The sequence below is a fragment of the Kitasatospora sp. SolWspMP-SS2h genome, assembly GCF_003259315.1.
Classification (GTDB): Bacteria; Actinomycetota; Actinomycetes; order Streptomycetales; family Streptomycetaceae; genus Kitasatospora; species Kitasatospora fiedleri.
This window is the reverse complement of the sequence record NZ_QLLT01000014.1, coordinates 101,724-120,084: the sequence shown is the minus strand read 5'-3', so window position 1 is coordinate 120,084 and position 18,361 is coordinate 101,724. Positions and strand designations below refer to the sequence as shown.

Sequence of the window (18,361 nt, the reverse complement as noted above, 5' to 3'; positions counted from 1 at the left end):
GCGCTGGTGCGCGGGCCCCGCCGGATGCCTGGTCGTCCTGGTGCCGGTGTGGTGTTCGGTTACCAGCGGTACCAGCGGCCGCGGCTGCCGCCGGCGTTGGTGCCGCGGGCGACGAAGCCGACCACCCAGACCACCAGCACGATGATCGCGACCCACCACAGGGCCTTGAGCGCGAAGCCGGCGCCGAACAGGATCAGGGCCAGCAGCAGGACGAGAAGAAGGGGAACCATGGTGACCTCCACGCAGTCGTTGTCGGAGCGCCGGATGCCCCTGAGTCGGCCGAATATTCACATGAATCAGAACCGTCCGGGCGGGCATGCGCTGGGTCCGACACCACGGTGGGGGCACCGGGGTAGGCGAGCAGCGACGAGGAGGACGCGATGAGCACGGGTGACAAGATCGAGAACATGGCGGACAAGGCCAAGGGCGCCGTCAAGGAGACCACCGGCAAGGCCGTCGGCAACGAGCGGCTGGAGGCCGAGGGCAAGGCCGACAAGGCCAAGGGCGACCTCAAGCAGGCCGGCGAGCACGTCAAGGACGCGTTCAAGGACTGACCGCGGCCGTCCGCGACGCGTGTGTGGGGCCCACCCGGCCGTCGGGTGGGCCCCACACACGCGTCGCGGACGGTCCTTCGCCCGGGCGGGCGGACGGGGAGGGCGTGGACGGTTCGGCACGCGCTCCCGGTGTGCGCCTGCTTCGCCCCTCCGCTCCCAGGGGACGTCACCCGCCCCACCGGCAGCCGGACGGCTGTCCCGACCGGTGACCGGCGGGAACGATGCCCGGAGAGGGGCGGAAACGCCAACGGGGCGCCTCCGCCCCCACCGGGAAGGAGCGCTCCACCATGCGCACGCACCTGAGGCGAACGCTCACCGCGCTGGCCGGCGCCGCGGTCCTGCTGCCGGTCGGACAGCTCGGCCCCGCGCACGCGGCCCCGCTCTCCACCCTGACCTGCGCCTCGTCCTCCACCACCACCTACGACCCCCCGATCACCCTGAGCCCGACCACCACCACGCGCACCATCCACCAGGTGTACGGGCCGTGCGTGGGCACCGGCACCGCCGCGGCCGTCACCGGCGGCACCCACGACGACAGCAACGTCACCCAGCGCTCCTGCCTGCAACTGCTCGCGACCGCCCAGGTGTCCTGGACGATCCACTGGAGCGACGGGCAGCAGAGCACCGTCACCACCCAGCGCGTCTCCAACCTCGCCGGGGCGGTGTTCACCAACACCTTCACCGGCACCGTCACCAGCGGCCTGCTCGCCGGCCACGCCGTCGTGGAGACCATGACCTCCCCCTCCACCCAGATCACCGCCTGCACCCTGGGGGCCGGCAGCGTCAGCAGCCTGGGCGCGGTCCACACCCTGAACATCGTCTGACCGCACGGACTCCGGGAGCCGGGCGGACGGGCCGGGCGGGGGAGTGACCTGCGGGGGGTTCGCTCGTTGGGCAGGGCATGATCAAGCCCAACCGATTCCTGGCCGGCCTGGCGCTCTCCGGCGCGGCCCTCGCCACCGCCCTCGGGGCGGCGCCCGCCCACGCCGCGGACACCGAGGCCATGGCCCTCGACCAGGTCGCCGACATCGGTCAGCCCGGTGGTCTGATCGGCACCGTCGCCTTCACCGGCACCGGCCTGCTGACGGGCGTCGAGCCGAAGATGCCGGACCCGCACGCGATCGTGGACGAGGCGAAGAAGCAGAAGGCGGAGGAGGACGCGAAGCAGGCCGCCGGCAAGTAGGCGGGCGCGGCGCGGGCTACTCCTCGACCTCGGCGACGCCGGTGATCCGGTGCAGGGCGAAGGTGCGGACCTCGTCGGAGAGGTGGTCGTAGGCGGTGACGAAGCCGCCCTCGACCTTGACGGGGTCGATGACGCGCTGGGAGGAGAGTCCCTCGGCGTTGATGTAGCCGATCCACATGCGTTCGCCGAGCAGGACGGCGGTCTGCAGGGCGGCGAGGGTGTCGGCGGCGGCGGTGCGCGGGACGGCCGCGCTCGCCGCGGGGCCGGCCACGGCGTCCTTGCGGACGGCGGTCGCGGCCCGGTCGCCGGCCCGGATGGCGCGGACGGCGGCGGTGAGCAGGGCGTCGTCGGGGCGGGCGGGGCCGTCCGGGACGGGCAGGGGCGGGGTGCGCGGCGGGGTGCGGCGGCTGTCGGGGCGGGTGATCACGACGTCGCCCTCGGCGGACTCCGCGGCGGGCGCGTAGCCCATGGTGCGCAGGACGGAGAGCAGGGTCTCCGGCCCGGCCTGGGCGGCGAGCACGGTGGGGGCGAGCAGCCGCAGGCGCAGTTCGGCGGCGCGCCGGTCGGCGAGGACCTCGTCGAGCAGCCGGGGGTCGTCGCACCGCAGGTAGGAGGAGGCGGCGCCGACCCGGAGGATGCCGTGCCGGCGGGCCACGTCGTCGATCAGGTAGGCGAGCGGCTGCGGGACGGGCGTGCGGGAGTGCTGGGCCAGGAACGCCCGCAGGTCGGCGGCGGTGCGTCCGGCGTCGAGGGCGCGGCGGACCGAGTCGGGGGTGAAGCGGTAGACGGTCGCGCCGCCCTTGGACTCGATGTCGGCGGCCAGCGCGAGGGCCTGGGCGAGCGGGGTGAGCAGCGGGCCGGGGGCGATCGCGGTGAGGTCGGGCTGCAGGATGACGTGGTCGAGCGGTTCGGGCAGCAGCGGGGCGAGGACGGGTGCCGGGTCGGTGCCGGCGAGCAGGGCGCGGGTGTGGGCGGCGAGGGCGCCGCGGCCGGTGGCGCCGAGCAGTTCAGCCTCGTGCAGGGTCCACTCGGCGAGCTGGTCGCGCAGGTCGCGGCCGTCCGCGCCGACCGGGCCGCCGCGCAGCGGGCGGTGCCAGCGCAGGGCGGGCAGCAGGGCGTCGGCGCCGGCGGCGGTGCCGGGCGGGAGTTCGGCGAGCCGGGTCAGGACGGCGCGGCGCACCGACGGGGCGAGGGTGCGGTCGAGTTCGGGGCCGAGGGCGGCGCGCGGGCGGCCCTTGCCGTCGGGGGTGCCGGTGAGGCGTCCGACCCGGGTGGCGGCGAGCCAGGCGCGGGCGAGCACGGTCCAGCGTTCGGCGGTGTCCTGCTGGAGCCAGGCGTCGTACCCGGGGGTCGGAGCCCAGACCTCGTCCGCCTCGCCGTCGGGGGCCACCAGGCCTGCGGTGTGGGCGAGTTCGATCCAGAACGCGGCGTCCGGCTCGGAGCTCTCCAGCAGGGCGGCGGCCCGCTTGAGGTCGCGCACGCCCAGGCCGCCGGCCCGCAGGGTGGGCGGCGGGGTGAGGCTCCAGGCTTCGAGGAGTTCCTCGACCAGGCGGACGGCGGTGCCGGCCTGCCCGGCGGCGGTGCGGTCGGCGGTGGCCGGGTCGCGCTCGACGACGGGGGCGACGGCGGGCGGGGCCGGGTCGACGCCGCGGTGGGTGCGTCCGCCGCGCAGGTGCAGGGCGAGCTCGCGGGGCAGCACGACGGAGCCGGGGCTGGAGGGCAGCAGCAGGCCGCGGGCGAGCAGCCACTCGACGGGGCCGCGGGCGTCCTCGGCGGTGACCTGCCGGGCGGCGTCCGGGACGGTGCCGGTGGGCGGGCCCCAGACCAGCCGTTCGAGCAGGCCGGGGGCGGCGGGCGGGGCCTGGTCGAGCAGCGCGCCCAGCCGCTTGCGGTCGCCGAGCAGGGCGGTGAGCGCGGCGACGGCGGTGACCGGGTCGGGGGTGGGCGGCAGGCCGGTGCCGGCCAGCAGCTGCTGGAGGCGGGCGGGCGACATGCCGGCGGTGGCGTCGGCGAAGGTCGGGCCGAGGCCGGTGCGGCCCGGGTTGAGGGCGCTGGGGGCGAGCGCCTCGCGGACGGCGAGGACCAGGCGCAGCGCGGAGTCCGGGCCCCACAGCAGGGCCTGTTCGCGCAGCCGGGCGAGCGCGGCGGGCAGCGCGGCGGTGACGGCGGCCCGGTCGACGGGTGCGGCGCCGGGGTGCGGCTTGACCCGGGCGGGCCCGGTCAGCAGGTTCCGCACGGTGGCCTCGGACGCGCCCTCGGGGGCGGCGGCCAGCGCCTCGGCGACCTGCAGGGTGAACCGGTCGAGCCGCTCCAGGGCGCGCAGCACGGACGCCCGGCTGGAGAGCCGCGCGGACAGCTGGGTGAGGTCGGTCGGCACCGGGTTCAGCAGGTCGGGGCGGGCCCGGAGCAGCGCGGCGACGGCCCCGTCCTCCCGGCCGCGGAGTTCCTCGGCCAGGGTGCGGGGTGCGGCGGCGCGGGTGCCACGCGGCGCGCTCTGCGGTGCGGTCATCCGGTCCAGACTAGTCAACGCCCCCCGTCGCGGCCCAGAACGGTGGTGGAACTCGGGCTGAACCGGTCCCCGCCCGGCGGTGCGGGCCGCACCGGGCCCGGACGTCCGGGGTCCGGCGGGCCGGGCGGCAGGGGCGGACGGGACCGGGCGGGGCTCGCTTCCGGCGGTCCGGGGTGGGTACCGTCTCGGTGGGCGGCGGGCACGTGGACGTGAGGGCGGGTGGCGGGGCGATGGCGGACGGCTCGTGGTGGCGCGAGGGCGGATCGGCGGACGGCTCGGAGGGCGGGGGGAGCGTGTACCTGCCCCGGCCGGCGGCGCCCACGCCGCCCGTCCCTCCGGCTCCGGCCGTTCCTCCGGCGGTGCCGGCCCAGGCGCCGCCGAAACCGACGCGGGCACCGGTGCCCGCACCCGCCCACGCACCGGCGCCCGCACCCGCCCCGGCGCCCGCCGCGCCCGTCGGACCGGACAAGCCGAAGCCGCCGACCGGGGCGGGCGGGTCCGGCGGGTCCGGCGGGTCCGGCGGGGCGTTCCGGGCCGGGACCTCGTCGCCGTCCGAGGCCGAGCGGGCCTTCGCGTACTCGGAGGACCCGGACGCCCCGGACTTCGGGATCGGGCAGCCCGGCTGGACCGCGCAGTACTTCGACCTGGCGGAACCCGAGCCCGGACCGGACCCCGAGCCCGAGCCCGAACCCGAGGCGGACCCCGAAGCCGAGCCGTCCGCGCCGGAGCCCGGACGCCCCCGCCCCGGCCTGGGACGCCTCCTGCTGGGCGCGCTGTTCGGCCGGCCCCCGGCCCCGCCCGAGGCCCCGCCCGCCCCGGCGGTCGCGGCGGTCGCGGCGGGTGCGGCGGGCGCCCGCAAGCCCGCGCCGCTGCTGCTGCTCGGCGCGGGGCTGCTGCTGGCCGGGGCGGTGACCGGCCAACTGCTGGTGATGCTGCTCGGCTGGGCGGCGGCGTACCTGTCGAAGGGCTGGACCGACCTGATGAAGAAGTTCGCCGTGCTCGGCATCCCGCTGATCACGGTGACCGGCCTGACGGTGTGGAACTGGGGCCGGGAGAAGGGGCGTTGGGGCAGCGCGCTGGCCCCGGGCAGCGACGCGGGCGCCACCACCTGGGCCGCCGCGCCGACCGTCCTGCGGGCCGCGGCGGTGCTGTCGGCGCTGTTCGTGCTGGCGGTGACGCTGCGCCGCCGCAAGGGGTAGCGCCGCCGCAAGGAGTGGCGCCGGGGCGGACGGGAGCGCCGGGGCGGATAGCAGCACGGGGCCGGGTCGGTGACGGCGGGTCGGGTGCGCCCCGGGCCGCTCCCCGCCTCCCGGCCCCGCCCGCCGTGCCGGGTCAGTTCGCGCCGAGGACGTGCAGCAGCTCGGCGATCAGGAAGTGTGCGCCGGTGTAGCCGATGCCCTGGAACCACAGCTGGTCGTCGACCCGGAAGGCGCGGTGGGCGCGGACGGCGCCCAGGGCCCGCCAGGCGGGGGAGGCGAGGGCGGTGGCCAGGCCGTTGCGGGCGGGGTCGCCGTAGCCCGCGTACAGCAGCAGGTCGCCGTCGGCCGGGGCGAGCTGGTCGGGGGCGGCCTCGGTGTCGAAGCGGTCGGCGTCCTGCGGGGCGGGGCGGGGCAGGCCGAGGTCGGCCAGGACGCTGCCGGGGAAGTTCTGCCGGGCGTACAGCCGGACGGCGGGGGAGCCCTCGACGAACCGGACCAGGCTGATCCGCTGTCCGGCGGCCCCGGCCGCGGCGAGCGCGGCCTTCGCCTGGTCGACGTGCCGGTCGTACGCGGCGACCACGGCGGCGGCCTGCTCGCGGCGGTCCAGGGCGGTGGCGTGCAGCTGGAAGTTCTCCTTCCAGGGGGCGCCGGTGGTCCGGGTGGCGACGGTCGGGGCGATCGCCCGCAGCGCCGGGAGGTGGTCGGTGTCGCGGGCCAGGTTGGTGAGGATCAGCTGCGGTCGCAGGGCGGTGATCGCGGCGGTGTCGGGGGCGGCCCCGATGCCGCCGACCACGGCGACCCCGGCGAGCCGGGAGGCGGGCCAGTAGCCGGGCGGCCCGGTGTCCAGCGGGGCCTTGGCGGTGCCGACCGGGGTGATGCCGAGCGTCATCGCGGAGTCCAGCTCGGCGGTGTCCAGGGCGACCACCCGGCGCGCCCCGCCGGGCACGGTGACCGGCCCGTCCGCGGCGTCCACGGTGACGTCGGGGCGCGGGACGGGGCTGGGCGGCACCGGTGTCGGCGTCGGCGAACCCGTGCGGGCCCCGTCGTCGTCGGCGGTGGGCAGCGGCGGGGCGGTAGGGAGGACGTGCGGGCCGCAACCGGCGAGCAGGGCGGCACCGAGCCCGGTGAGGGCGGCCCGGCGGGACAGCGGGGGTGGCACCTGGGACCTCCTCCGGCGGCACGGTCGGATGCCAGCCAGTATGTCCGCGATGCGGCCCTCCCCCCGGCTTTTGCGGCCGGAAACCCCGCCACTACCCCGCCCGGGTGGCCCCGGCCCCGCCACGGGGGCCCCACCGCGGGGCCCCGCCGCGCAGCCCCACGACGAGGCCCGCGGGGTGCTGGTTAGGCTGGCCGCATGGCTCTCACCGTCGGTTTCGACCTCGACATGACGCTCCTCGACACCAGGCCCGGCATCAAGGCCACCTACGACGTGCTGGCGGCCGAGACCGGGACGGTCATCGACTCCGACCTGGTGGTGAGCCGGCTCGGTCCGCCGCTGGTGCGGGAGTTGGCCAACTGGTACCCGCCGGAGCGGCTGGACGCGGTGGTGGCGCGGTACCGGGAGCTGTACGTCGAGCACGCCATCGGGCCGGCGCGCGAGCTGCCGGGGGCGCTGGCCGCGGTGGCCGCGGTGCGGGCGGCGGGCGGGCGGGTGCTGGTGATCACCGGCAAGTGGGAGCCGAACGCCCGGCGGCACCTGGACGGCATCGGGCTGGAGGTGGACGCGCTGGTCGGCGACCTGTGGGCGGAGACCAAGGGCGAGGCGCTGCGGGCGCACGGCGCGGACGTCTACGTCGGGGACCACCTGGGGGACGTCCGCGGGGCCCTGGCCGCCGGAGCCGTCGCGGTCGGCGTGGCCACCGGCCCGTACGGCGCCGCCGAGCTGGCCGCCGCCGGGGCGGACGCGGTGCTGGGCGACCTCACCGAGTTCCCGGCCTGGCTGGCCGGGCACCTGGGCCGAACGGCCGGGCACCCGGGCTGAGCGGCCGGGGAGGGACGGGAGCCCGGGGCCCGGGGGCGCTACCCCGCGGTGGCGGCCTCCCGGGCGCGCCGCCGCCGGGTGTTGGCCCGGGCGGTGACGAACAGGCCGACCAGGGCCACCAGCAGGCCCAGCGGCATCAGCATCGACAGCCAGTACGCGAACGTGGGCAGCCTGGTCAGGTCGAGGAAGAGCGGCACGAAGGTGGCGACGGTGGCCAGCATGCCGACGCCGAACACCACGCCGCCGATCCGGACCAGCAGGTCACCGGGGTCGCCCGGACGGTCGCCGGGACGGACACCAGGACGGTCGCTCACTCTCACCACTCCTTCGCGCGGACCACTCCCCCCGATTGTCCCACCGCGCGCCCCCTCCGATCGGCGGGGGCGCGGCGACACACGTTCCGACTGAACGCTCAGGATTCCCAGGAATCCCTCAGGCATGCTGAGGGAAACGGCATCCGGAACGGGCGAGCGGGGGCGTGCGGGCACATGGGTCTGACCAGTCACAAGGTGCTGGCGCTGTCCGCGCTGCTGTCGGCGCTGGCGGTGGCCGGCACGGTGCGGCTCTGGCCCCGGCTGGCCGGGCGCGGCTGGCGGGCGGTGCTCGGGCGGCTCGCCACCATCGTCGGCACCCAGCTGACGGTGCTCTGCACGCTGGCCCTGCTGGCGAACAACTCCTTCGCTTTCTACAGCAGTTGGGACGACCTGCTAGGCACCGGCGAGGACGGCCCGGTGACCATCCAGAACCAACTGCTCGGCCGCGCCCCCGGCGTGCAGCGGCTGGCCGTCGAGAACGTCCGCGACACCGGCGCGACCGGCCGCGCCCCCGAGCAGGCCGGCCGGCTGGAGCGGGTCCGGCTGCCCGGGGCGAGCACCGGGCTGGCCACCGAGGGCTACGTCTACCTGCCGCCGCAGTACTTCCGGCCCGAGTACCGGGACAGGCGCTTCCCGGCGGTGATCGCCATCACCGGCTTCCCGGGGGACGCCAGGAACCTGGTCACCAAGCTCAACTACCCGTCCGTGCAGCTGAAGCTCACCGAGCAGGGCCGGGCCAGGCCGACCGTGCTGGTGCTGATGCGGCCCTCCCCGGCGATGCCCCGCGACACCGAGTGCGAGGACGTGCCGGGCGGCCCGCAGGCCGACCGGTACTTCAGCGCCGACGTGCCCGCCGCGCTGCGCACCTCGTACCGGATCGCGGACGGGCCGGGCAGCCTCGGCGTGATCGGCAACTCCACCGGCGGGTACTGCGCGTTGAAGCTGGCGATGCGTCACCCCGGCGTGTTCGCCGCCGCGGTGTCGCTGTCCGGCTACTACCGGGCCGCCGAGGACCCGACCACCGGGGACCTGTTCGGCGGCGACCGGGCCCGCCGCGACCAGGCCGACCTGGAGTGGCGGCTGGCCCACCTGCCGGCCCCGGCCACCGCGCTGCTGGTCGGCGGCAGCCGGGAGGGCGACGGCGACTACCACGCCCAGACCGAGCGGTTCCTGGCCGCCGCGAAGGGCACCGCGACCAGGGTCTCGGCGATCACCCTGGACAGCGGCGGCCACAACTTCACCACCTGGTCCCGGATGCTCCCGGCCTCGCTCGGCTGGCTCTCCGACCACCTGGCCGACCCCGCCTGACCGGCCCGGCGTCACAGCGCGCAACTCCGTGCGCGCAAGGAGTTTCGACCCGCGCCGGCCCCGGGTATGCAGCCATCGCGCGGGCGGACCCGACGGATGGTCCACGAACGCCCGCCCGGCAGCGATCGGGGGTGTGAGCCAGTGGAGGGCGCAGCAGACGCGGGGCACGGCCGCACCCCGGTCCGGAATCCCGTCGCCGTTCCGGTGAACGCTGAGGGATCATTGCTCGACTGAGCGAAACCGGCCGCCCGCCCAGGGCGCCCGCCGCACATCCACCCGCGGCCCGACGGGGGCCGCACGCACCCGATACCGAGGACTGTTCGAGATGCCCACCGGCCAGGTCAAGTGGTTCAACGAGACGAAGGGCTACGGCTTCCTGTCGCGCGACGACGGCGGCGAGGTCTTCGTCCACACCAAGGCGCTGCCCGCGGGCGTCACCACGCTGCGGCCGGGCCAGCGGGTCGAGTTCGGCATCGCCGCGGGCCACCGCGGCGACCAGGCGATGAGCGTGACGCTGCTGGACGCGCTGCCCTCGGTGGCCGCCGCCCAGCGCAAGAGCGCCGACGACATGGCCCCGATCGTCCAGGACCTGATCACCAAGCTGGACAGCGTGCTGCCGGGCCTGCAGCGCGGCCGCTACCCGAGCAAGCCGGAGGGCCAGAAGATCGCCATGGTGCTGCGCGCCATCGCCGACCAGTTCGACGTCTGACCCGGGCTCAGGGGAAGGCCAGCGCGCCCGGGTCGACGGCGGGGACGAGTCCCTGCCCGGCGGCCCGGGTGAGCAGGCCGCGCACCGCCGCGTAGCCCTCCTCGCCGAGGTCCGCGGTGAACTCGTTGACGTACAGCCCGATGTGCTGCTCGGCGACGGCCGGGTCCATCTCCTGGGCGTGCGCCAGCACGTACGCCCGGGACGCCGCCGGGTCCGCCCAGGCCGCGCGCACCGACGCCCGTACGGTGTCGGCCAGTTCGCGCAGCCGCTCGGCGCCCAGCGAGCGGCGGGCCACGATCGCGCCCAGCGGGATCGGCAGCCCGGTGGCCGCCTCCCACGCCTCGCCCATGTCGGCCAGGCGGTGCAGGCCGTACTCCTGGTACGTGAACCGGGCCTCGTGGATCACCAGTCCGGCGTCCACCTCCCCGGCCCGGACGGCCGGCATGATCTCGTGGAACGGCAGCACCACGATCTCACCGAACCCGCCCGGCACCGCCCCGGCCGCCCACAGCCGGAACAGCAGGTACGCCGTGGAGCGCTCGCTGGGCACCGCCACCCGCCGCCCGGCCAGCGCCGCCGCCTCCAGCGGACCGGCCGTCAGCACCAGCGGCCCGCAGCCCCGGCCCAGCGCCCCGCCGCACGGCAGCAGCGCGTACTCGTCCAGCACCCAGGGCAGCTGCCCGTAGGAGATCTTCAGGACGTCCAGCTCGCCGCGCTCGGCCAGCCCGTTGGTGACGTCGATGTCCGCGAACCGCACCTCGGGCGCGTCCGCGCCCGGCACCAGGCCGTGCGCCCAGGCGTGGAAGACGAACGTGTCGTTCGGGCAGGGCGAGTACGCGACGGTGAGCGGCTCGGCCATCTCAGACCTCCTGGAGCAGACGGGACAGCGGCGGCAGCGCCGCGAAGGCCCGCTCCAGGGCCGCCAGCGCCTCGCCGATCCGCCAGGCCGCGCGGTCGCGCGGCCCGACGGCGTTGGACACGGCCCGCAGCTCACCGGCCGCGAGCCCGGACCGGGCGGCCGCCTCGGCCACCCCGAAACCCTCCATCGCCTCGGCCAGCGCCCGCGGGTGGCGCCCCCTCAGCGCGGCGGCCCGCTCGGCCGAGCCGGTCACCGTGGACACCGTCAGCACCTCGCCGACCGCCCCGCCGGTGGCCCCGGCCAGCGCCGCCACCAGCGCGGGCGGCACCGGGTGCCGGACGGTGCCGAAGCCCAGCTCGGTGACGTCCGCGAAGCCGTCCGGCGTCTCGGCGCCCAGGTCGGCCGCCAGCACGGCGTCCGCCACCACCAGCGACCCGACCGGCGCCCCGGGCGCGAACCCGCCCGCGATGCCCGCCGACAGCACCAGCCGGTACCGGCCGCGGGCCAGCGCCGCCGCCGTGCCCGCCGCCGCGGCCGCCGGGCCGACCCCGGCCGCCAGCACCACGGTCCCCGAGCCCGGTCCGAGCCCGCGCCGCACCGCCTCGGCCTCCGCCTCCACGGCGACGACGACGAGCAGCCCGGCGGCGGGGCCGGGCTGCTCGTCGGTGCGCTCAGCGGTCATCGACCGGCGGTTCAGCTGCTCTTGTTGTCCAGGTCGAAGGCCCAGACCGCGTAGTACTCCTGGGACGCCTTGTCCTGCGAGACCACCGTCACCGAGGTGACGTCGTTGCTCGACATCAGGGCGCCGGCGCTCTTCGAACCCGAGTAGGTCACCCCGGTGAGGACCTCGCCCTCGGCGCCGCCGGCCAGCGGCACCTGGCCGCTGGAGCCGCCGTTGGTCAGCGCGAACCAGCCCTTGTCGGCCAGCTCCCTGGGCACGCCGACGCCGATCCGGTCGCTCGCGCGGACGTCCAGCTTCGGCAGCTTGTCGTCCTTGCGGGCCTGCTTGATGTCCGACAGGCACTTGGTGAGGTAGTCCTCGTCGAGCGGCTTGCCGTCGTTGTAGCAGAAGGGGGCGGCGGTGGTGGTCGAGGTGCCGACGACCATCGTCGCCACGTTCTCACGGGGCTTGCCGGCGTCGTTCGCCCAGTAGATACCGGTACCGAGGGAGGCGGCGCCGACGACGACGACGCCGGCGATACCGGCGATGGCACGGGTGCTGAGGCTCATGCGCAAGAGGCTACTCGCCTTCCGTGATCACATGACGCCGGGGTGCCCGAGTCGCCCGAGGTTGGGCCGTGCGCTGGCGCGCCGCGCACCGCCGGGAGGCCGGGCCGGGCCGCCGGCCCGCCGCTCAGGCCACCCGGGGCCGGGCCGCCGACCGGTGCGACCCGACCCGCAGCAGCGAGCGGAACGTCCACAGCAGCATCAGCGTCATCACCGCCGCCGCCACCGTCAGCCCCAGCACCGGGTTCAGCGGCAGCGAGATGCCCACCGCGCCGCCCGCCACCCAGCTCAGCTGCAACGCCGTCTCGGAACGGGCGAACGCCGAGGTCCGCACCGCCTCCGGCACGTCCCGCTGGATCAGCGCGTCCAGCGCCAGCTTGCCCAGCGAGGCCGACATCCCCGCGACGGCCGCCACCACCGTCACCGTCACCGCCCCGTACCAGAGCGCCGACGCGCCCGCCGCCGCCGTCGCCAGCGCCAGCACCGCCGTCACCGTCACCTCCGAGCCGCGGGTGCGCAGCCACGACCCCAGCACCGACCCCAGCGCGTTGCCCAGCCCGGCCGCCGCCGCGACCAGCCCCAGCGCCACCGTCCCGGGCAGGCCGCCCGGCGGGTCCTTGCGGATCAGGAACGCCAGGAACATCACCAGGAACCCGACCAGCCAGCGCAGCGCCGCCACCCCGCGCAGCGCCATCACCACCGACGGGCCGACCGCCCGCAGCACGCCCTTCGGCCGCGGCTCCTCCTGCGGCCCGGCCAGCAGCTGCGCCCGCTGCTCGCCCCGCGCCGAATCCACCTGGTGCGGCAGGTGGAAGGCCATCAGGGTGCCGATCACGAACACCACGAACGCCCCGCGCAGCGGCCACCCCGGCCCGAGCAGCTGGAGCAGCCCGCCCACCCCGCCGGCCACCAGCGTGGTCAGCAGACCCGCCAGCGTCACCCGCGAGTTCGCCTTCACCAGCGACAGCTGGGCGGGCAGCAGCCGCGGCACCACCACGCTGCGCACCACCCCGTACGCCTTCGACGCGACCAGCACGCCCAGCGCCTCCGGGTACAGCGCCAGCCCCCCGCCGGTCACCACCCCCGCCATCACCCAGGCCAGCGCCGCCCGGGCCAGCATCGACATCGCCATCGCGGAACGGCGGCCGTTGGGCAGCCGGTCCAGCAGCGGGCCGATCACCGGGGCGAGCAGCGCGAACGGGGCCATCGTGATCAGCAGGTACAGCGCGACCCGGCCGCGGGCCTCGCCGGTCGGCACCGAGAAGAAGATGGTGGACGCCAGCGCCACCGTGATCAGCATGTCGCCGAACGAGTTCAGCGCGTGCAGTTCGATCAGCTTCGCCAGGCCGGACTCGCCGGCGCCCTCCGCCGAGGTCGCCCGCCGGATCCGCCGGCCCGTCCCGTTCACCACCCGGCCGGTGCGGGCGCCCACCGCGGACGCGCCGCGGGCCCAGAAGCCGCGGGCCTTCACCGTCGGCCGGTCGGGGTGCTCGGAACCGACGTCCTCGGAGCCGGTCTCCGCGGCGAGGGTGCTCCCGCCGGCGGTGCGGTCGGCGCACGCGGCGGGCCCGGGGTCCTTCGAGAGGTCCGGGCCCGGCTGACGGGGCGTCGGGCAGGGGGCATCGGCCTCCGGCTCACCGGGGGCCACGGGTTGCTGCCGCGACACGGCGGACGCCCCCGAACGGCTCTCGGCCTGCTCGGGACGCGGCCCGTGCCGCAGCGGGTTCTCCTCCGCCACACACCCATCCTGCCCGAGAATCGCCGACCTAACGAGTGATTGTCCGGGCGTCGGCGCGCCCGTCCCCACGGCCCGGACTGTGCTGCACCACCGACCGGCGGGTAGCCTGCACTACGCGCATGCCCGGCCTCCCACAGGGGGGCGGCCGACCCGGGCGGCGCGGCCCGGCCACGGACCGCCCCCGGGTCTAGCAGAATGGACCGGCCCCGTGCTCGCGGGGGTCGCCCCCGAGACGTGGCAGCGGGAGCCGACGCGGGCCCGCCCACCGGGTGCTGCCGCGGGACCGCAGGATGACAGGACTGGGAGAGAACCGACGCCGTGAGTGCTGCGATGCGAAGCCGTACCCCTGACCGGCTCTGTGCAGAGGCCGTCGACCTCGCCCGCCAGGCAGTGGTGGACAGCGTCGGGGAGGCCGTCGTCGGCCCCCACGTGAAGGCGAGCGCGGACGCCGAGCGCGTCGTCACCCACACCTTCGAATGCCTCGACCCGGCCTACCGGGGCTGGCGCTGGGCGGTCACCGTGGCCCGCGCCCCGCGGGCCAAGAACGTCACCCTCGACGAGGTCGCCCTGCTGCCCGGCGAGGGCGCCGTCCTCGCCCCGCAGTGGGTGCCGTGGAGCGAGCGCCTGCTCCCCGGCGACCTCGGCCCCGGCGACCTGCTCCCCACCGGAGCCGACGACCTGCGGCTGGAACCCGGCTGGACCGGCGAGGACGAGCCCGCCCCCAACTCGGTGCTCGTCGAGGCTGCCGAGGACGACGCCCCGGCCGAGGACATCCAGCCGGCGCCCGCCCGCGCCAAGATCGGCGCGATCGCCGAGGAACTCGGCCTGGTCCGCCCCCGGGTGCTGTCCCGGCACGGCCTGCACCAGGCCGCCGAGCGCTGGGAGACCGCGTACGGCCCGCAGACCCCGATGGCGCAGTCCGCCCCCGCCTCCTGCGACACCTGCGGCTTCCTCGTCCCGATCGGCGGCTCGCTCGGCCAGGCGTTCGGCGTCTGCGGCAACGAGTTCGGCCCGGCCGACGGCCAGGTCGTCTCGCTCGCCTACGGCTGCGGCGCGCACTCCGAGGCCGCCGTCCTGCCGGCCCCGCCCGTCCCCAGCGAGCTGATCCTCGACGAGACGGTCGTCGAACCCCTCCCGCTGCACCCCGACCGCGCCTCCGGCTCCGTCGAACCGGACGCGCCCGCCGAGGAGCTCGGCCACGCGTGACGCCGCGCGCCGAACGGGGCGGGCGGAACCGGGGCGCGGCGAACCGCGCGCGGCGGAGGACGGACGCCGGCGAGGCCGCGGCGACGGGAACGACCTGACGCCACCGCGCCACCTCGCGGTGCGGGCGGGCCCGTTCGCGCGGTTCCGCCGTTCCCCGCGCTCCCGTCGTGCGCGTCCCGGCCGCGCGTCCGTCCCGTACGGCGCCGTCGGGGACGACTGGCAGAATGCCGACTCGTACGCGGACCACACGAAGGGCGGCTCGGCACGTGGAGTCTCGGATCATCGGCAGCGCGGCGTCCCCCGAGGAATCGGACGTCTTCGACACGGCCCGGCTGCGGCACACCGTGCTCGCGGCCTGGACGGCCGCGCCCGCCCGGTTCCGGGAGGACGCCAACGCCGAGGAGGAGCTGGCGCTCGGCGGCTACCGGGACCGGCTGATCGTCGAACTCGCCCAGAACGCCGCCGACGCGGCCGCCCGGGCCGGAGTCACCGGCCGGCTCCGGCTGACCCTGCGCGACGGCGTGCTGGCCGCCGCCAACACCGGCGCCCCGCTGGACGCCGCCGCGGTCGAGTCGCTCTCCACCCTGCGGGCCTCCGCCAAGCGCGGGGACGAGCGGGAGGTGGTCGGCCGGTTCGGCGTCGGCTTCGCCGCCGTGCTGGCCGTCAGCGACGAACCCGCCGTGCTCGGCCACCCCGGCGGGGTGCGCTGGTCGCTCACCGACGCCCGCGCGCTGGTCGCCGGAATCCCGCAGCTCACCGAGGAGTTGACCCGCCGCGAGGGCCACCTGCCGGTGCTCCGGGTGCCGTTCGCGGCCGAGGGCGAGCCCCCCGCGGGCTACGACACCGTGGTCGTCCTGCCGCTGCGCGACGCCGCCGCCGAGGACCTCACCCGCCGCCTGCTCGCCGGGATCGACGACGCCCTGCTGCTGACCCTGCCCGGCCTCGCCGAGGTGGTGGTCGACACCGCGGAGGGCGTGCGCACCCTGACCCGCACCGCGCACCCGCCGCACCCCGAGCAACTGCCCGCCGTCACCGTCACCGACGGGGAGCGCAGCACCACCTGGCAGACCGTCAGCGCCGCCGGCACCGCCGCCCCCGAACTGCTGGCCGACCGCACCACCGAGGAACGCGCCCGCCCGTACTGGACGCTCACCTGGGCCGTCCCGGTCGACGAGCGGGGCCGCCCGCAGCGCCCGGGCACCGCCGCCGTGGTGCACGCGCCCACCCCCAGCGACGAACCGCTCGGCCTGCCCGCCCTGCTGATCGCCTCCTACCCGCTCGACCCGACCCGGCGGCACGTCGCGCCCGGCCCGCTCACCGACTTCCTCACCGAGCGCGCCGCCGACGCCTACGCCGAACTGCTGCGCGCCCGCGGCGCCGACCCGGGCTCGCTGGACCTCGTCCCCGCCCCGCTCGGCCAGGGCGCCCTGGACAGCGCGCTACGCACCGCCGTGCTGGAACGGCTGCCCGAGACGCCCTTCCTGCCGCACCCGCCCGGCACCGAGGCGGGCACCCCCGCGCTGCGCCCGCGCGACGCCGTCCTGCTGGAGGGCGCCGACCACGAGGTGGTCGAGGCGCTCGCCCCGATCTTCCCCGGCCTGCTCCCGGCCGGCCTGGAGCGCCGCACCGAACTGCGCACCCTGCGGGTGCGCCGCGTCCCGCTCGCCGAGGTGGTCGACCAGCTCGGCGGCCTGGAGCGCGAACCCGCCTGGTGGCGCGGCCTGTACGCGGCCCTGGCCGGGGCCGACCCGGAGTCACTGGGCGCGCTGCCCGTCCCGCTCGCCGACGGCCGCACGGTCACCGGCCCGCGCCGCGTCCTGCTGCCCTCCGACGCCGCCGACTGGGCCGGCTACGAGGGCTACCCCGGCGCGCTCGCCGAGGCGCTCGACCTGCTCGACCTGCGCCTGGCCCACCCCGACGCCGCCCACCCGCTGCTCGCCAAGCTCGGCGCCGCCACCGCCACCCCGGCCGGCGTCCTGGACACCCCCGAGGTCCGGGCCGCCGTCGCCCGCTCGCTGGAGGTCGGCGAGGACGACTACGACGCCGCCGTCGACCTCGCCGACGCCGTCCTCGCCCTGGTCCGGGCCGCCGCCCCCGCCCCCGGCGAGCACCCCTGGCTGGCCCGCCTGGCCCTGCCCGACGACGAGGGCGAACTCGCCCGGGCCGGTGAACTCCTGCTCCCCGGGAGCCCGCTGGCCCGCCTGGTCGACGAGGACGAGGCCGCCTTCGTCGACGAGGACCTGCTGGAGCGCTGGGGCCCCGAGGTCCTCGCCGCGGCCGGCGCGCTCACCGCCTTCGCCCTGGTGCGCGCCGAGGACGTCGTCCTCGACCCCGACGACCTGGAGCGCCTCGACCCCACCGCCCCCGCCGACCGGGCCGCCGGCGGCCGCCCCACCGGCCTGATCGACGAGGCCCCCGACGGCCTCGCCGAGTGGTGCGAGGACGCCCTGGAGGCCCTGCACGCCGACGACGCCGGGGAGTTGGGCGTCCCGCCGGTCGCCGCCGAACTGCTCGCCGTCCGCGACCTCGACCTGGTCGCCGACGACGCCTGGCCCGAGGCGCTCGCCCTGCTCGCCCGGCCCCCGTACCGGGACGCCGTGGTGGTACCGGTGCGCACCCTGCTGCCCGACGGCAGCTACACCGACCTGCCCCCGTACACCGCCTGGTGGCTGCGCGACCACCCCGTCCTGGACGGCCGCGAACCGGCCGGCCTGCGCGCCGCCGGGGCCGACCCGCTGCTGCGCGGCCTCTACGACGAGGCCCGCACCACGCTCGACCCGCAGTTCCTGCACGCGCTCGGCGTGCGCACCACGCTGAACGCGCTGCTCGCCGAACCGCACGGCCCCGACGAGCTGATCGACCGCCTCACCGACCCGCTCTCCGAGGTCAGCCACCGCCAACTGCACGGCATCTACAGCCTGTTGGCCGCCCTCCCGGCCGAACGCGTCGAACCGCTCGACGTGGTCCGGGCGCTGGCCCCGCTGGACGACGCCACCGGCCGCCGCGACGACCGCACCGTCATCGCGGACGCCGCCACCGCGGTCGTCGCCGACGCCCCCGACCTGGTCGAACTCCTCCACGACCACGCCGTGCTGCCCGTCCACCCGCTGCTCGCCCCGGCCCTGGCCGAGCGCCTGCACGTCTCGCTGGCCAGCGAGGTGGCCGGCGGCCGGGTGCTCTCCGAGGGCACCCTGCACCGCGTCCCCGCGGTGGTCCGCGAACTGCTGCCCGGCTGCCCCGCCGTCTACGAGGAGCACGACGAACTCCTGGTCGTCGGCCCCGACGGCGAGGAGGCCCGCGTCGCCTGGCGCTGGGACACCGCCGCGACCGCCCCCGAACTGCCCTACGACCCCGACGAGGCCGAAGCCGCCGACGAGGACGACGAGTTCGACGTCCCGCCCGTCCCCGGCCTGCTGCACGCCGCCACCCCCGAGGGCCTCGCCGCCGGCCTGGCCTGGTCCGTCCACCAGTGGCACCGCCGCTTCGAGGTCCTGGCCGCCCTCACCGAACCCGACCGGGCGTACGAGCTGCTGGCGGCCCGCGACTACGAGTAGCGGTCCGGGGCCGGGCCCGC

The 18,361-nt window shown here is 77.0% G+C and carries 17 protein-coding genes; 9 read left to right on the top strand and 8 right to left on the bottom strand.

The genetic code is table 11. The features are described 5' to 3' along the window. Positions 1–59: 59 nt before the first annotated feature. The gene (locus tag K353_RS18935) at positions 60–230 is read right to left on the bottom strand and encodes a hydrophobic protein (RefSeq protein WP_100835002.1); all 171 of its coding nucleotides are present in this window, start codon (positions 228–230) and stop codon (positions 60–62) included. A gap of 150 nt (positions 231–380) precedes the next feature. On the opposite strand from K353_RS18935, the gene K353_RS18930 reads away from it, so the two are divergent. From K353_RS18930 to K353_RS34405, 3 genes are all read left to right on the top strand, one after another. After that, positions 381–554: a CsbD family protein gene (locus tag K353_RS18930; RefSeq protein ID WP_111554786.1), complete on the top strand. Its 174-nt coding sequence runs from the start codon at positions 381–383 to the stop codon at positions 552–554. A 287-nt stretch (positions 555–841) separates the two neighbouring features. Next, entirely contained in the window at positions 842–1,378 is a 537-nt protein-coding gene (locus tag K353_RS18925; protein ID WP_111554785.1) for a hypothetical protein, read from the top strand. Positions 1,379–1,455: 77 nt separating this feature from the next. Then, positions 1,456–1,737, top strand: coding sequence for a hypothetical protein (locus K353_RS34405; RefSeq protein ID WP_033250540.1), 282 nt, complete (start codon positions 1,456–1,458; stop codon positions 1,735–1,737). 16 nt (positions 1,738–1,753) lie between these two features. Here K353_RS34405 and K353_RS18915 read toward each other — a convergent pair whose 3' ends face one another. Next, positions 1,754–4,246: a helicase-associated domain-containing protein gene (locus K353_RS18915; protein ID WP_111554784.1), complete on the bottom strand. Its 2,493-nt coding sequence runs from the start codon at positions 4,244–4,246 to the stop codon at positions 1,754–1,756. A gap of 398 nt (positions 4,247–4,644) precedes the next feature. On the opposite strand from K353_RS18915, the gene K353_RS33870 reads away from it, so the two are divergent. Further along, on the top strand, positions 4,645–5,445 hold the full coding sequence (locus K353_RS33870) for a hypothetical protein (RefSeq protein ID WP_146616508.1): 801 nt from the start codon (positions 4,645–4,647) through the stop codon (positions 5,443–5,445). A 133-nt stretch (positions 5,446–5,578) separates the two neighbouring features. Here the strand turns inward: K353_RS33870 and K353_RS18900 are convergent, their stop codons facing one another. Next, entirely contained in the window at positions 5,579–6,604 is a 1,026-nt protein-coding gene (locus tag K353_RS18900; RefSeq protein ID WP_111554782.1) for an ABC transporter substrate-binding protein, read from the bottom strand. Between the two features lie 195 nt (positions 6,605–6,799). On the opposite strand from K353_RS18900, the gene K353_RS18895 reads away from it, so the two are divergent. After that, positions 6,800–7,426 (top strand): HAD family hydrolase, encoded by a 627-nt coding sequence (locus tag K353_RS18895; protein WP_111554781.1) that lies wholly within the window; start codon positions 6,800–6,802, stop codon positions 7,424–7,426. Positions 7,427–7,464: 38 nt separating this feature from the next. Here the strand turns inward: K353_RS18895 and K353_RS18890 are convergent, their stop codons facing one another. Continuing rightward, entirely contained in the window at positions 7,465–7,740 is a 276-nt protein-coding gene (locus K353_RS18890) for a hypothetical protein (protein ID WP_111554780.1), read from the bottom strand. Positions 7,741–7,914: 174 nt separating this feature from the next. Here K353_RS18890 and K353_RS18885 point away from each other — a divergent pair, with 174 nt between their 5' ends. Both K353_RS18885 and K353_RS18880 read left to right on the top strand, forming a co-directional pair. Further along, positions 7,915–9,048 carry an alpha/beta hydrolase family protein gene (locus K353_RS18885; RefSeq protein ID WP_111554779.1) on the top strand — a complete coding sequence of 378 codons (1,134 nt, stop codon included), beginning with the start codon at positions 7,915–7,917 and terminating at the stop codon, positions 9,046–9,048. Positions 9,049–9,373: 325 nt separating this feature from the next. Then, the gene (locus K353_RS18880) at positions 9,374–9,757 is read left to right on the top strand and encodes a cold-shock protein (RefSeq protein WP_100836787.1); all 384 of its coding nucleotides are present in this window, start codon (positions 9,374–9,376) and stop codon (positions 9,755–9,757) included. 7 nt (positions 9,758–9,764) lie between these two features. On the opposite strand, the gene K353_RS18875 is transcribed toward K353_RS18880, so the two are convergent. From K353_RS18875 to K353_RS18860, 4 genes are all read right to left on the bottom strand, one after another. After that, complete coding sequence (locus K353_RS18875; protein ID WP_111554778.1) at positions 9,765–10,616, bottom strand: 1,4-dihydroxy-6-naphthoate synthase; 852 nt, start codon at positions 10,614–10,616, stop codon at positions 9,765–9,767. 1 nt (position 10,617) lies between these two features. Beyond that, a complete protein-coding gene (locus K353_RS18870) occupies positions 10,618–11,298 on the bottom strand; it encodes a futalosine hydrolase (RefSeq protein WP_111554777.1) in 681 nt (226 codons plus the stop codon). An 11-nt stretch (positions 11,299–11,309) separates the two neighbouring features. Beyond that, positions 11,310–11,846 carry a DUF2771 family protein gene (locus tag K353_RS18865; RefSeq protein WP_111554776.1) on the bottom strand — a complete coding sequence of 179 codons (537 nt, stop codon included), beginning with the start codon at positions 11,844–11,846 and terminating at the stop codon, positions 11,310–11,312. A gap of 124 nt (positions 11,847–11,970) precedes the next feature. Then, on the bottom strand, positions 11,971–13,314 hold the full coding sequence (locus K353_RS18860; RefSeq protein ID WP_370447624.1) for an MFS transporter: 1,344 nt from the start codon (positions 13,312–13,314) through the stop codon (positions 11,971–11,973). 597 nt (positions 13,315–13,911) lie between these two features. Here K353_RS18860 and K353_RS18855 point away from each other — a divergent pair. After that, the gene (locus K353_RS18855) at positions 13,912–14,787 is read left to right on the top strand and encodes a DUF3027 domain-containing protein (protein ID WP_111554775.1); all 876 of its coding nucleotides are present in this window, start codon (positions 13,912–13,914) and stop codon (positions 14,785–14,787) included. Between the two features lie 266 nt (positions 14,788–15,053). Next, the gene (locus K353_RS18850) at positions 15,054–18,341 is read left to right on the top strand and encodes a sacsin N-terminal ATP-binding-like domain-containing protein (protein WP_111554774.1); all 3,288 of its coding nucleotides are present in this window, start codon (positions 15,054–15,056) and stop codon (positions 18,339–18,341) included. The last annotated feature ends 20 nt before the right edge of the window (positions 18,342–18,361 follow it).